This window comes from Flavobacterium laiguense, assembly GCF_003097655.1.
Classification (GTDB): domain Bacteria; phylum Bacteroidota; class Bacteroidia; order Flavobacteriales; family Flavobacteriaceae; genus Flavobacterium; species Flavobacterium laiguense.
Map to the genome: position 1 here is coordinate 31,254 of NZ_QCZH01000019.1, position 13,613 is coordinate 44,866.

At 34.6% G+C, this 13,613-nt stretch carries 12 protein-coding genes; 8 read left to right on the forward strand and 4 right to left on the reverse strand.

The window, feature by feature from the left end; genetic code table 11:
* Positions 1–38 precede the first annotated feature (38 nt).
* The 3 genes from DB891_RS13870 to DB891_RS13880 form a co-directional block, all read right to left on the reverse strand.
* Positions 39–1,055: a nitrous oxide reductase accessory protein NosL gene (locus DB891_RS13870; protein WP_116764182.1), complete on the reverse strand. Its 1,017-nt coding sequence runs from the start codon at positions 1,053–1,055 to the stop codon at positions 39–41.
* A gap of 128 nt (positions 1,056–1,183) precedes the next feature.
* Positions 1,184–3,160 carry a Sec-dependent nitrous-oxide reductase gene (nosZ, locus tag DB891_RS13875; protein ID WP_116764183.1) on the reverse strand — a complete coding sequence of 659 codons (1,977 nt, stop codon included), beginning with the start codon at positions 3,158–3,160 and terminating at the stop codon, positions 1,184–1,186.
* 36 nt (positions 3,161–3,196) lie between these two features.
* A complete protein-coding gene (locus DB891_RS13880; RefSeq protein WP_116764184.1) occupies positions 3,197–3,682 on the reverse strand; it encodes a c-type cytochrome in 486 nt (161 codons plus the stop codon).
* Between the two features lie 364 nt (positions 3,683–4,046).
* Between DB891_RS13880 and DB891_RS13885 the strand changes: the two genes are divergently transcribed.
* The 8 genes from DB891_RS13885 (at position 4,047) to DB891_RS13920 (ending at position 12,136) form a co-directional block, all read left to right on the forward strand.
* The gene (locus DB891_RS13885) at positions 4,047–5,036 is read left to right on the forward strand and encodes a sensor histidine kinase (RefSeq protein ID WP_116764185.1); all 990 of its coding nucleotides are present in this window, start codon (positions 4,047–4,049) and stop codon (positions 5,034–5,036) included.
* Positions 5,014–5,742 carry a LytR/AlgR family response regulator transcription factor gene (locus DB891_RS13890; protein WP_116764186.1) on the forward strand — a complete coding sequence of 243 codons (729 nt, stop codon included), beginning with the start codon at positions 5,014–5,016 and terminating at the stop codon, positions 5,740–5,742. Before DB891_RS13885 ends, DB891_RS13890 begins: the two co-directional genes overlap by 23 nt.
* A gap of 112 nt (positions 5,743–5,854) precedes the next feature.
* Positions 5,855–8,278 carry an agmatine deiminase family protein gene (locus tag DB891_RS17800; RefSeq protein WP_223256109.1) on the forward strand — a complete coding sequence of 808 codons (2,424 nt, stop codon included), beginning with the start codon at positions 5,855–5,857 and terminating at the stop codon, positions 8,276–8,278.
* Between the two features lie 20 nt (positions 8,279–8,298).
* Positions 8,299–8,415, forward strand: a complete 117-nt coding sequence (locus DB891_RS17930; RefSeq protein ID WP_317046011.1) for an agmatine deiminase family protein — start codon at positions 8,299–8,301, stop codon at positions 8,413–8,415.
* 129 nt (positions 8,416–8,544) lie between these two features.
* Positions 8,545–9,534 (forward strand): sensor histidine kinase, encoded by a 990-nt coding sequence (locus DB891_RS13905; RefSeq protein ID WP_116764187.1) that lies wholly within the window; start codon positions 8,545–8,547, stop codon positions 9,532–9,534.
* Positions 9,512–10,240, forward strand: coding sequence for a LytR/AlgR family response regulator transcription factor (locus DB891_RS13910; RefSeq protein ID WP_116764188.1), 729 nt, complete (start codon positions 9,512–9,514; stop codon positions 10,238–10,240). Before DB891_RS13905 ends, DB891_RS13910 begins: the two co-directional genes overlap by 23 nt.
* 114 nt (positions 10,241–10,354) lie before the next feature.
* Positions 10,355–11,533, forward strand: coding sequence for an agmatine deiminase family protein (locus DB891_RS13915; RefSeq protein WP_116764189.1), 1,179 nt, complete (start codon positions 10,355–10,357; stop codon positions 11,531–11,533).
* Between the two features lie 171 nt (positions 11,534–11,704).
* Positions 11,705–12,136 (forward strand): hypothetical protein, encoded by a 432-nt coding sequence (locus DB891_RS13920; protein ID WP_116764190.1) that lies wholly within the window; start codon positions 11,705–11,707, stop codon positions 12,134–12,136.
* A 189-nt stretch (positions 12,137–12,325) separates the two neighbouring features.
* On the opposite strand, the gene hemL is transcribed toward DB891_RS13920, so the two are convergent.
* Positions 12,326–13,612, reverse strand: coding sequence for a glutamate-1-semialdehyde 2,1-aminomutase (gene hemL, locus DB891_RS13925; RefSeq protein WP_116764191.1), 1,287 nt, complete (start codon positions 13,610–13,612; stop codon positions 12,326–12,328).
* Between the last annotated feature and the right edge of the window lies 1 nt (position 13,613).

Genomic DNA, 13,613 nt, shown 5'->3' on the forward strand with positions numbered 1-13,613 from the left:
AGAACTTATCCGCTTAACAAACTGATATGTGCTTTAAATTATTTTTTAATAACTGCTTCCCAAGGTATTACTTTGGCATTAAATTTTGATTGTAATGCTTCAGTTTCCTTCTCGGATGAGAATGCGATAATCCCTCCTCTCATAGGACTTTGAATCATTTCACCTGAAAGAAAAAAAGCAGTCTCGGCAGGAATTAAAACATTTTCTTTAGTAAAATCATTTACATAAAACACCTTGATTTTTGTCTCGGGATTAGCTTTACTGTAATTGACCATGCACATAATATCATCAAATTTATAGACTCTCCCTTTTTGGGTGATTGCTTCTGCCCCAAACTTACCGTCGGCAATACTCATTTTACAGAAATCGCAATTATCACTATTCAATTTAAGGGGAACCGCATTGTAATTGGTACAGGAAAAAACAGAAAAAGATAACATCAACAATAAAACAGATCCTATATTGGGTTTTCTGATACTGCGAATTAAATGAATTTCTTTGACCACGATGACAAAAAGTAAAACCCCAGCAAGAATCATCATCCATCCACCAACATCCGGAATGGAGTAGGCCCCAAAATTCAACAGCTGCTTATAACCTATTAATGGTGGTTGGTAAGCCATTCCCGGCACAACAATAGCTGCGTTGGGATCTAGATTATGCCCATATTCATAGTTCCATCTATAAAAATCCACACCTGCCAAAAGACCAAAAAGCATAAAAGAAATAAAAAGTAAAATTACCCCTTTTCTTTTGGCTACAAAAACCATTATCAAGGAAAACAATCCGAAAAATCCAAATACATAAGGCAATATTGAAAATTCAACAAAGTCTTCTGTATGCAAGGTTTTCATACCGATATAATGATTCAATCCATTGATAATTTCTACATCTCCACCTATTTTATTGGCGTGTAATTGTAATACTAATCCTTCTGGATATTGAGGTGCTTCGAGTTCAATTCTCCACATTGGAAACAACAAAGAACCAAAAAACAATGCACTCACTATCAAAAGAATCACTTTTGAAAATATAGATAATTTTAAAGTTTTCATATTTTATTTCTTAATATAAAAGTGATATAAAAAAATTGAACCATTAAGCAATTAAGCAGATTAAGACTGTGAGTAACTTAAAATTCTTAACTTCTTAATGGTTCAATAATAATTTTAACCTTAATGTATTATTTTACTGCGGGCAAATTTGTTCCTAAGCTAAAAGCCAACGGAACTTTACTTCCTGCTGGAGATACTCTTACATATCCCTGCATTTCTTGATGCAAAGCACTACAGAAGTCGGTACAGTAAAAAGGAACTATTCCTGTTTTCTTAGGAACCCATTTTAAAGTACAAGTTTCACCAGGCATAATCAATAGCTCACCGTTATCTGCTCCTTTAATGGCAAATCCGTGAGGAACATCCCAATCCTGTTCTAAGTTAGTAACGTGGAAATACACCTCATCACCCAGTTTTATTCCTTCAATATTGTCTGGTGCAAAGTGAGAACGAATTGAAGTCATATAAACGTGAACTTTATTGCCCTGTCTTACAACTTTAGATTCTTTTTCTCCTTTTGTAACATACGGATGATTGTTATTCTCGATTTTATGGAATTTTAACTGTCCATTATTTCGAATCAAATCAGCTGGTGCAGCTTGAGCGTAATGTGGTTCTCCAATGGTTGGAAAATCCAAAATCAATTGCATTTTATCGCCACTAATATCAAATATTTGGGCACTTTGTGTCAATTCTGGTCCAGTAGGTAGATAACGGTCTTTAGTGATCTTGTTGTAAGCGATCAAATATTTTCCAAATGGTTTTTTACTGTCTCCACCAGGAATACAAAGATGTCCAACAGAATAGTACGTAGGGACTCTATCTAATACTTTTAATGATTTGATATCCCATTTCACCACTTCGGAAGAAACGAAGAAAGTGGTATAAGCATTTCCTTTTCCGTCAAATTCAGTATGCAATGGTCCTAAACCTGGTTTTTTAACTTCACCATGTAAAGCTGCTTCATATTTGATAACTGGAATTCCTTCATATTCCCCATCAAATTGTTTGTTTTTAATAGCATTTTGTAATTTATCAAAACTAAACACTGGAATTAACGCGGCTAATTTTCCACTACCTACAATGTACTCCCCTGTTGGATCTACATCACAGCCATGAGGAGATTTTGGGCAAGGAATCATATAGCAAATATCTTTGAATTCTTTAGAATCAAGTACTAAAACTTCAGTTTTGATTTCAGATTTTGCAGTATGTGTTTTTTCATCATACGTATTGTGTGCATATTTTACAGCTTGTTTTTTTCCTTTACCCGCTTTGATGTACTCTTCGGCTTTTTTCCAGTTGACAGCCATAATAAAATCTTTGTCTTTTTGAGAAGCATTCACTTCAAGCAAAGTATTGGCTTGTTCTGTATTATAGCAAGAGAAGAAAAACCAACCATGCGATTTCCCTTTACCAGCATGACTTAAATCGAAATTAACACCCGGAGCTGCAATTTGAAAAGCAATATCCATTTGACCTTCCTTACCTACTTTTACAAAACTCAAATACCCTTTAAAATTTTGTTTGTATGTATTAATTGCCACATCACCATTTGCATCGTCTGGCGGAACGCTAAAACGTGTTCCTGCTACTACATACTCCGTATTCTCCGTAATAAATGGGGAAGAGTGATTTCCAGCACTGTTTGGTAATTCAATAATTTCTTTTGTAGTAAACGTTTTCAAATCAACACGTGCAATACGAGGTGTATTGTTGGCATTGGCAAAAAGCCAACGTCCATCCACTTCACCATTGGTTTGAGATAGCTCTGTGTGGTGTTGATCATCCCATGGCACAAAACCGTGAGAAGTATTTAACATTGGTTTTGTTTCTTCATTGTATCCGTAACCACTTTGTGGATCGGCAGAGAAAACAGGAATTACCCTAAATAATCTTCCACTTGGAAGGCCATAAACGGAAACTTGCCCACTAAAACCTCCAGAAACAAAATTATAGAATTCATCATATTTTCCAGGTGCAACATACGCTTTTTGTGCTGCATCGCCACTTACCACATCATTGGAGTCTTTGGGTTTACAAGAACTAAAAAAAGCAGCAACTAAAGCAACGGCTAAAGTCCCTTTTAAAAATTTATTTTTCATAGTATATTCAGTTAGTTGTTATTTTATTTTCTAAAACTATTTTACACCATCATTTTGACGCATATACTCTAATACATTTCTAGCATCATCATCGTTTAAAGATTGATTTGGCATACGCATTAAACAAAGTTCCAATTGTGCTTGAAGCGCTGGATCTTTGTCAATCATAGGGTCTGGGTTGGTAACAAAGTTCATAATCCATTCCGGTTTACGACGTTCAGTGACTCCTTTCCATCCTGGTCCAACTAATTTTTCATCTGTTAATTTATGACAAGAAGAACATTTCACAGCCTGGATTTCCTCTCCTTTTTTGGCCATAGCCACATCTAGCTTATCGCCTAAATCTACAGATGAATGTTTTCCTAACCCTCTGTTCGGGTCATATGAAGACGGATCAGCCGCTTCGGTTGTTGTAGCTTCTTCTGTAGAAGAACCTTTTGAAAAATCTTCTGTAGACTTACTTTTATCTCCACAAGAAATTAACATTAACAGGGCAGCTGCAATAAATGATAATTTGTACATAATGATTTGTTTTAATTATTTCTTAGGCAAATTTCAGAAAATAGTAACAATCAGAATATGATTATAATCATAGTTTCCTGCTTTTTAAATCCTATTTTAATCGAAACGGCTTAAAGTTTTATTTAAAGAATTAAATCTTTCAACATCCTGAACACCTTATAAGTATAACATAAAAAAACAATCAGCCTTAAAAGCTAAACACGAATTCAACAAATTAATCCGAATCAATCAGCGATATTCTGGGCTTAAATCTTATCTAAATATTGGTGTCTACACAATCGGGAAATTTGGATTATTGCACTAATTTGAAATAACTAACCGTATTATTTCAAATTTAATTACTTTGCACAAAATTTAAAGTCAAATGAATAAAATTTACTACCATCTCCTTTTTTGGATGTTTATCTCTTTATACGTATTTGATTACATATCATCTTTTTACGATTTCAAAGAAAGTCTTATTTACTCCTCTTTTGAAGTAACCATTCTTTGCTCAGAATTTTATATAAACCTGTGTTTTTTACTTCCTTTTGTTTTAAACAAAAAAGGCAAAACAGCCTATGCAGCAGCTTTAATCACGCTATTGAGCCTTAGCTACTCTGCCTATTATCTTACTGGTTTAAACATCACTTTATACAATGATGATTTACTAAGGTCTATTATTTCTTTTCTGTTAAACCATTCCCTTTATATTTTCATCTCTTATATTGTTTGGGTTTTCAATAAATATTTTACCGAAAAACAACTGCGACTGCAATTAGAAAATGAAAAATTGCAAGCAGAAATGATGTTATTAAAATCGCAAATAAGTCCTCATTTCCTTTTTAATGCACTCAACAATATTTACACTTTAACCTTGATAAAAAGTGATAATGCACCAAAAATGCTTGCAACATTAGCCGATATATTACGGTATTTTCTTTATGAAGGAAGTAGAAAACAAACATTCCTAACATCCGAAATTGAGATAATCAATAAATACCTTCAAATTCAAAAGTATCGTCAAATTGAAGGAATGGATAACATCACTTTTAATGTTTCGGATGATAATTCGGTAAAACAGGTTCCGCCACTGCTATTAATCACACTTGTAGAAAATGCTTTTAAACATGGAGATATTACAGAAAATAAAAATGGTTTTGTCAACATTGATTTGGTAACTACCAATAATAAGATTGAGTTTACCATTGCCAATTCCTTTCAATTTAAAGTGACTAACGAAGGAATTGGATTGAGAAATCTGGAATCGCAGCTTAAAAACCTATTTAAAAATAATTATCAATTAAAAATTGAAGACAGCAATTCAATTTATAAAGTAAGCCTACGTTTTTATGGAAACAAAGACAATATATAAATGTTTGATCGTCGATGATGAAACTTTAGCTCGTATATTAATACGCACACACCTACTACAAATTCCTGAACTCGAGGTCGTACAGGAATGCTCTTCTGCAATTGAAGCGGATCTATATCTAAAAACACACCAAGTTGATTTATTGTTTTTGGACATACAAATGCAACATCTTTCAGGAATCGATTTCTTAAAGTCATTAGAAAATCCGCCCAAAGTAATTTTTACAACCGCCTACTCCGAATTTGCTTTAGACGGATATGAATTAAATGTTGTCGATTACTTATTAAAACCCATAACTTTTGAACGTTTTTATAAAGCAGCTCATAAAGCATTAGAATTATTAAATTTAGAAAATGACAACAAAGAGGCTGCTGAAGCTACTTTTATTGACAAATCAATAGTAATAAAATCCAGTCATCAACACATTAAAATTCTCTTGACAGACATTTTATTTATTGAAGGTCTTCATAAATATGTTAAGATTGTTACGGAGAAAAAAAACTACACTACCTTAATTCCCCTTTCTGCAATGGAGGAAGAACTTTCAAACCAACTTTTTTATCGTTGTCATCGTTCCTTTATTGTTAACCTTAGTAAGGTTGAATTGATTGACGGCAACCAAGCTATTATTGGTACTCATAAAATTCCAATAAGCAAATTAAATAAACAAGAGTTTCTTGCCAAATTAGGTAAGAAAATAGGCTAGAAAAAAAGTTAAACTAACTTTCTGTACCCAAAACTAATCATTTGGGAGAAAAAAAATCATTTGGGTAGTATTATTTATTCTATTTATCGAATAATCATTAAACCCCAAACCTATGAAACCAAAATTATTTTTATCTGTAGTTGTTTTCCTTATGGGAATCAACTTTAATTTGAACGCGCAAACCGTTCAGTACACTTTTCCTGATGAGTCAGAACCACATGAAGGCACTTGGTTGCAATGGCCACATCAATATGAATATGGAGCGGCTTTCCCAAACTCAACTGATGCTACTTGGGTTGCCATGACAAAAGCATTAGTTGCCAATGAAAAAGTGCATATCATTGCTTATAATGCAACAGAACAAACCAGAATAACCAATTTATTAACAGCAAATAGTGTTGCATTAACCAATGTAACCTTTAAAATAGCACAAACCAATGATGTTTGGGCCAGAGATAACGCAGGTGTTTTTGTTCGCAATTCATCTGGCGCATTAGTGCTTCAAGATTGGGGATTTAATGGTTGGGGAGGAGATTTTGCCTTTGCAAAATGCAACGTAATCCCTACAGCCATGGGTGCCGCTACAGGCGTCCCAGTTGTGAACTTAAACAGCACAATGACAATTGAAGGCGGTTCGTGGGAATTGGATGGTGCCGGGACTTTTCTAGCAACTAAAACTTCCATTTTGAGTCAAGCAAATCCTACTACTCCAGCTGGAATTAAGTCTGTTAGAAATTTAGGAATGACTCAAACACAGGCCGAAGCTATTCTTACTCAAAATATAGGGGCAACAAAATTTATCTGGTTAGACGGTTGGTTTAGCACAGCGGATATTACTGATGCTCACATTGACGGATTTGCTAAATTCGCTCCAGGTAACAAATTAGTTACTATGAGTCAAGCCGATTTGTTGTATTGGGGAGCACCTCAATCGGATATAGACAAATTATATGCGGCAACAAATGCAAGTAATGTTGCTTATACAAAAGTAATCATACCGCTTACTGCAAACTTTGTTAAAACAACTGTCGGTAAAGATTTAGGTTACAAAGGAAGTTATGCCAACTATTATGTGGCAAACAATCGTGTATTAGTTCCAAACTATAACGACCCTAATGATGCTATTGCTAACGCTATCATTGCAGGATTGTATCCCGGAAGAACAGTCGTGGGAATTGATTGTAGAAATCTATACGCTAACGGAGGAATGGTACATTGTGTAACGCAACAACAACCAATGGCTGGAGTAGTAGTTGGTGACACACAAGCGCCAACGGCACCAACCAATTTGGCTGCAGCCGGAACTACCGCAACAGCTACAAATTTAGCATGGACAGCAGCTACAGATAATATTGGAGTTACAGCTTACGATGTTTACCAAGGAGCAACGTTAAAAGCAACTGTTACAACAACATCGTATTCTGTTACAGGACTTACAGCTTCTACTGCCTATTCATTTACAGTAAAAGCAAAAGATGCTGCAGGAAATGTTTCTGGAGCAAGTAACGCAGTAAGTGTTACAACAACTGCTGCTACAGATACACAAGCACCTACAGCACCAACCAATCTGGCTGCTTCTGGAACTACTGCTACAGCTACAAATTTAGCATGGACAGCAGCTACAGATAATATTGGAGTTACAGCTTACGATGTTTATCAAGGAACCACTTTAAAAGCAACTGTTACAACAACATCGTATTCAGTTACTGGTTTAACAGCTTCTACTGCTTATTCATTTACAGTAAAAGCAAAAGATGCTGCAGGAAATATTTCGGGTGCAAGTAATATCGTGAATGTTACTACACTTGCTGCAACGACAACTGCTTACTGTGCTTCAAAAGGGACAGATGCTTCTGGAGAAGTTATTGCAAATGTGGATTTTGCTTCAATTTATAATTTTTCTACGGCAACTGTAGGCTACGAAAATTTCACATCAGTTTCAACCGATATTGCAAAAGGGACAAGCTATTCTATTACAATTACACCACAATGGTTTTATGGAACTTATGCAGAAGGGTATGCTGTATTTATTGACTACAATAATGATGGGGATTTTACAGATGCAGGAGAAAAAGTTTTTACAAAATCTGCAACTACAGCAAGCTACGTTACCGGAAACATTACAATTCCAACAACAGCTACTACAGGTAGTACTCGAATGAGAGTTGCTATGAAATACAATGGAATTCCTACCGCATGTGAGACTTTCTCATATGGACAAGTAGAAGATTACACAGTAAACATTACAGCTAGTAGTACTGTTAGAATGTCATCGTCTGAGCCAATTGCAACAAAAAAAGAAACTAGTTTAACTGTTTACCCAAATCCTGCGAGTTCAGAAATTGCAATAGAAGGTGTTTCAAATGATTCAACTGTTGAAATATATAACAGAAATGGGCAATTAGTAAAAACAGTAGATTTAAAATCGAATGGAAATAAAATTTCAGTTTCAGATTTATTGTCAGGAATATACATTGTCAAATGTTTCGATACTACATATAAAACAGTAAAAACAACAAAACTAATCAAAAAATAAACTATCAAAAAATAGTCAGTATGTATTTTACCCATAAAAAGGTATTGAGAAAAACCCTTTTTGTAGGTATTGATGTTAGAAATCTATACCAGAATGGCGGTATGGTTCATTGTGTAACACAACAACAACCAAAATAAGAAAACTGGCTTAAATATCAATACAATAAGAAGCTCCTCGAAATTTATTTTTGTGGAGCTTTTTCAATTTCCAACATATTATTAATGTTACTTCTAAATTAATTACTTTGCACCAAAATTTAAATTCAAATGAATAAAATTTATTACCACCTTCTTTTTTGGATGTTTATATCCTTATACGTCTTTGATTACATAGCATCTTTTTACAGTTTCAAAGAAAGTATTATTTACTCCTCTTTTGAAGTTACAATTCTTTGCGCAGAATTTTATATTAATCTATTTGTTTTACTTCCTTTTGTTTTAATCAAAAAAGGAAAAATTGCCTATACAACAGCGCTAATCATACTATTGAGTCTTGGTTTCTCTGTCTATTATTTTACTGGTTTAAACATCACTTTATACGACGATGATTTGCTAATGTCTATGATTTCTTTTCTATTAAACCATTCTCTTTATATTTTCATCTCCTATATTGTTTGGTTCTTCAATAAATATTTCACAGAGAAGCAACTACGACTGCAATTGGAAAACGAAAAATTGCAAACAGAAATGATGTTGTTGAAATCACAAATCAGTCCACATTTTCTTTTTAATGCTCTCAATAATATTTATTCCTTAACTTTGATAAAAAGTGATACTGCACCAAAAATGCTTGCCACTTTAGCCGATATACTTCGTTATTTCCTTTATGAGGGAGACAGGAAACAAACATTTCTTACTTCAGAAATTGAGATAATCAACAAATACCTTCAAATCCAAAAGTATCGTCAAATTGAAGGAATGAACAACATTAATTTTAATGTCTCGGATGACAATTCGGTAAAACAAGTTCCGCCACTTTTGTTTATCACACTTGTTGAAAATGTTTTTAAGCATGGTGATATTATTGAAAATAAAAATGGATTTGTCAATATTGATTTGGGAACTGCCAATAATAAGATTGAGTTTACCATTGCCAATTCCTTTCAATTTAAAGGAAATAACGAAGGAATTGGTTTGAAGAATTTGGCATCACAACTTAAAAACCTATTTGGAAATAATTATCAATTAAAAATTGAAGATAGCAATTCTATTTATAAAGTAAGCCTAAGCTTTTATGGAAACAAAGACAATATATAAATGTTTGATCGTCGATGATGAAGTGTTAGCTCGTATGCTGATACGCACACATCTTTCCCAAATTCCAGAACTCGAAGTAGTACATGAATGTTCTTCTGCTATTGAAGCGGATCAATATCTAAAAACGCATAAAGTTGATTTACTGTTTTTGGACATACAAATGCAGCATCTTTCAGGAATCGATTTTTTAAAGTCATTGCAAAATCCGCCCAAAGTAATTTTTACTACTGCCTTTTCAGAATTTGCATTGGATGGATATGAATTAAATGTTGTTGATTATTTATTAAAGCCAATAACTTTTGAACGGTTTTATAAAGCAGTAACTAAGGTATTAGAGTTATTGAATTTAGAAAATGACAACAAAGAGGTTGCTGAAGCTACTTTCATTGACAAATCAATAGTAATAAAATCCAGTCATCAGCACATTAAAATTCTCTTGACAGACATTTTATTCATTGAAGGACTTCATAAATATGTGAAAATTGTTACTGAGAAAAAAAACTACACTACCTTAATTGCCCTTTCCGCAATGGAAGAGGAACTTCCACTCCAACAATTTTATCGTTGTCATCGTTCCTTCATTGTTAACCTTAGTAAGGTTGAATTGATTGATGGCAATCAAGCTATTATTGGAACTCATAAAATTCCAATAAGCAAATTAAACAAACGAGAGTTCATTACCAAATTGGGCAAGAAAATAGGTTAGAAAAGAAGTTAAACTAACTTTCTGTACCCAAAATTAATCCATTGGGAGAAAAAAAATCATTTGGACTCTAATAATTATTCTATTTGTCGAATAAATTATAAAATAAAAAACAAAATGATCAACAAAGCAATCTTATCAATGACTCTTGCAATTTTAATTTCGTCTTGCGATGGCGGTGGAGCTGAAGAAACAGTACCTAATCCGGTTCCAACACCTACACCAACTCCTACACCTACAACCGAAATTCTTTATACTTTCCCTGATGAGGCAGAAGCACATGAAGGTACTTGGCTACAATGGCCACATGGAAATGAATACGGAAATGAATTTATGTTAGACAATAATGCTACTTGGGTTGCCATGACAAAAGCATTACAAGCAAATGAGAAAGTGCATATTGTGTATTATGATGATACCCATAAATCACAAATCACAGATTTACTTACAGCTGCAAATGTTCCTTTAACAAATGTAACTTTTCATTTATCACCAACCAATGATGTTTGGTCTAGAGACAATTTAGGTGTTTTTCTTCGTGATTCAAAAGGGGCTTTAGTATTAGGAGACTTTGGATTTAATGGTTGGGGAGGCGATTTTAATTTTGCAAAAGACAATTTAGTCCCAGCAGCTGTTAGTTTAGCAACTGGTATTCCTACAGTAGATTTAAATAGTTTAATAACTGTAGAAGGCGGATCTTGGGAATTGGATGGAGCAGGTACTTTTTTAAGCACAAAATCGGCAGTATTGAGTCAATCTAATCCAACTGGAATAAAATCTATCCGTAATCTAGGGATGACCGTAGCGCAAGCTAATACCATCTTTACAAAATATGTAGGTGCCAAAAAATTTATTTGGTTAGATGGTTGGTTTAGTAAAGATGACATTACTGATGCACACATTGATGGATTTGCAAAATTTGCTCCTGGTAACAAATTGGTTACTATGAATCAAGCGGATTTATTGTATTGGGGAGTACCACAATCTGATATTGATAAGTTGTATAGCGCCTCTAATGTAAACAATGTAGTTTTTACAAAAGTCTATATCCCACTAACAGCCGCTAATGTAAAAGAAACTAACGGAACAGATTTAGGATTTAAAGGAAGTTATGCTAATTATTATGTAGCCAATAGTCGTGTATTAGTACCCAATTATAATGATGCTAATGATGCTGTTGCAAATGCTATTCTTGCTGGTTTATATCCTGGCAGAACAGTTGTTGGTATTGATGTTCGAAATCTATACAAAAATGGTGGAATGGTACATTGTGTAACGCAACAACAACCAAAATAGCAATAGAAAATGTCATAAGCATTTGACCAACAATTCAAAACCCCTCATACAAAAATGTTTGAGGGGTTTTTTAATACGTAACCGTCCCTGTTTTTCATAAATTAGCGTTAAGACATTAAACCTTTAATTGCCATAACTGTCTTATAGCCATAACTTAAAAACAAAATCAAAATGAAAAAATTAATTATCACCTTAGTACTCGGAATGGGATTGACTGGATTTGCACAAGAGACCACCTCAAAACCAAACAGAGCCGACATGGAAAAAATGACTCCAGAGCAACGTCAGGAAAAACACTTGGCTCACCTAACCAAAGAATTAAACTTAGATGCCAAACAACAAGAAGCAGTCGGTACAATTTTAGCAGAGAAAAGTGCCAAAGCACAAGATGTAAAATCTCAAAAAGATGCCCGCAAAGCCAGTGGAAATAAAATGACAACTGGAGAAAGAACTGCGTTTAAAAATACGATGCAAGCCGAAAAAACAGATACTGAAGCTAAAATGAAAGCCGTTTTATCTGCCGATCAATACCAAAAATGGATTGTATTGAAAGAAGAAAACAAAGAAAAAATGAAACAGAGAAGAGCAGAAAACAAAGAGTAATTTCAATTGAATCCTTTTTGATCCCAAACACGAATTCCACTAATTTGCATGAATTGATTCATGCAAATTAGTGGAATTCGTGTTTTTACTCCTGCAAGGTTTTTTTCTAACCTTGTAGGTATAACTTTTATAAAGACGTTTTCAAACATACCCACAAGGTTAAAAAAAACCTTGCAGGATATCAATAAATTAGAACGTTTTAGAAACTTTATCTATTGCTTGAATAGTAAAATCTAAATCTCCATAGGTCAATGCATCGGTGATGAACCAAGTTTCATAAGCTGATGGTGCAATATAAACGCCTTCGGCAACTAATCCATGAAAGAATTTCTTGAAGGTTTCATTATCTCCCGCAGCAGCAGATTGAAAATCGGTTACTGGATTCGCATCAAAGTGAACCGAAATCATAGAACCAATTTGATTGATGGTAAAAACAACATTATTGGCTTTCAATACTCTTTCGATTCCTGCCCCTAAATAAGCGGTTTTATCTTCCAGTCTTTTAAAAATAGCGCGATCAGTATCTAATGCTTGCAACATAGCCAATCCCGCTGCCATAGCCAATGGATTCCCGGACAAAGTTCCCGCTTGATAAACAGGTCCCAATGGTGCTAGATAATTCATGATTTCGGCACGAGCAGCAAAAGCACCAACAGGCAAACCACCTCCAATTACTTTCCCGAAACAAACTATATCTGCATTGATGTTGAATAATTCCTGCACACCACCTCTGGCCAATCTGAAGCCTGTCATTACCTCATCAAAAATCAATAAAATTCCGTTTGCTGTACACAACTCACGCAATCCTTCCAAAAACCCTTTGACTGGCGGAATACATCCCATATTTCCGGCTACAGGCTCGACAATTATGGCTGCAATTTCATTTTTGTTAGCTTCAATTAAGGCTGCCACATTCTCTAAATCATTGTATTTGGCTAGCAAAGTATCTTTGGCCGTTCCTGCTGTTACACCCGGACTATTTGGTGTTCCAAAAGTAACTGCTCCACTACCCGCCTGTATCAAAAACGAATCGGAATGACCGTGATAACATCCGGCGAACTTGATGATTTTGTCTCTTTTGGTAAATCCACGGGCCAAACGCACCGCACTCATACAGGCTTCTGTACCTGAATTCACAAAACGAATTTTATCGATATTCGGAACCATCGAAACGGCTAAAGCGGCAATTTGAGTTTCCAATTCGGTTGGCATCCCGAAAGACGTTCCCAGTTTGGCTTTCTCAATTACAGCTTCCACTACTGGTTCGTAGGCGTGACCCAGAATCATTGGCCCCCAAGAATTGATATAATCGATCAATCGGTTTCCGTCTTCATCGTACAAATACGCCCCTTTGGCACTTTTTACAAATATTGGTGTTCCTCCCACGGCTTTAAACGCTCTTACTGGTGAATTTACTCCTCCCGGAATTACTTTTTCTGCTTCCGCAAAAAGTTCGCTACTTCTTTTATATATCATT